The organism is Corynebacterium sp. HMSC036D02, from assembly GCF_001836165.1.
Lineage (GTDB): Bacteria > Actinomycetota > Actinomycetes > Mycobacteriales > Mycobacteriaceae > Corynebacterium.
In genome coordinates this window covers 1-488 of sequence record NZ_KV827700.1, presented here as the reverse complement: position 1 = coordinate 488, position 488 = coordinate 1, and the positions used below count along the sequence as shown (strand labels likewise).

Here is a 488-nt window from a genome sequence, read left to right as displayed (position 1 = left end):
TACTTCGGCTCAACCGTAGCAGCGGTGGTGTCCTCACCAGGCTCGATCGGCGTCAGCGGACGCTCGTTCTTATCCTTCGGGTTCGTGCCCTTGTCGATCTCCTCGGTATCCAGAACACCGTCACCGTCATCGTCGTCGTCCTTCGAATCCGGCGTGCCATCACCATCGGTATCCAGCTCGAACTTCGCCTTCGCGTCATCCGTGGAACCATCCGGGTACTCAACCGTGACAGGAACGTCGAACTCCTCAACAGTGTCCTTGTTGAGCTTCTCAGGATCCGCAGTCACAGTCACAACACCAGTGGACTCATCAACCTTGACGGTGTAACCCTCAGGAGCCTTGAAATCCTCCGGAATCGAGAACTTCGAACCCTCAGGAGCATCAACCTTCTCCTCAGTCGGGTTACCGTCCTCATCCTCCTTCACAAAGGAAGGAATCGACTCGGCATCCTTACCAGGAACAACCTTCGTGTCCTCATACTTCGGCTC

At 55.7% G+C, this 488-nt stretch carries 1 protein-coding gene; it reads right to left on the bottom strand.

Features of this window, described 5'->3' with window-relative positions:
• Window positions 1–488, bottom strand: a 488-nt coding sequence (locus HMPREF2743_RS12795) for a YPDG domain-containing protein (protein WP_210400264.1), incomplete at both ends; no start/stop codon positions are given.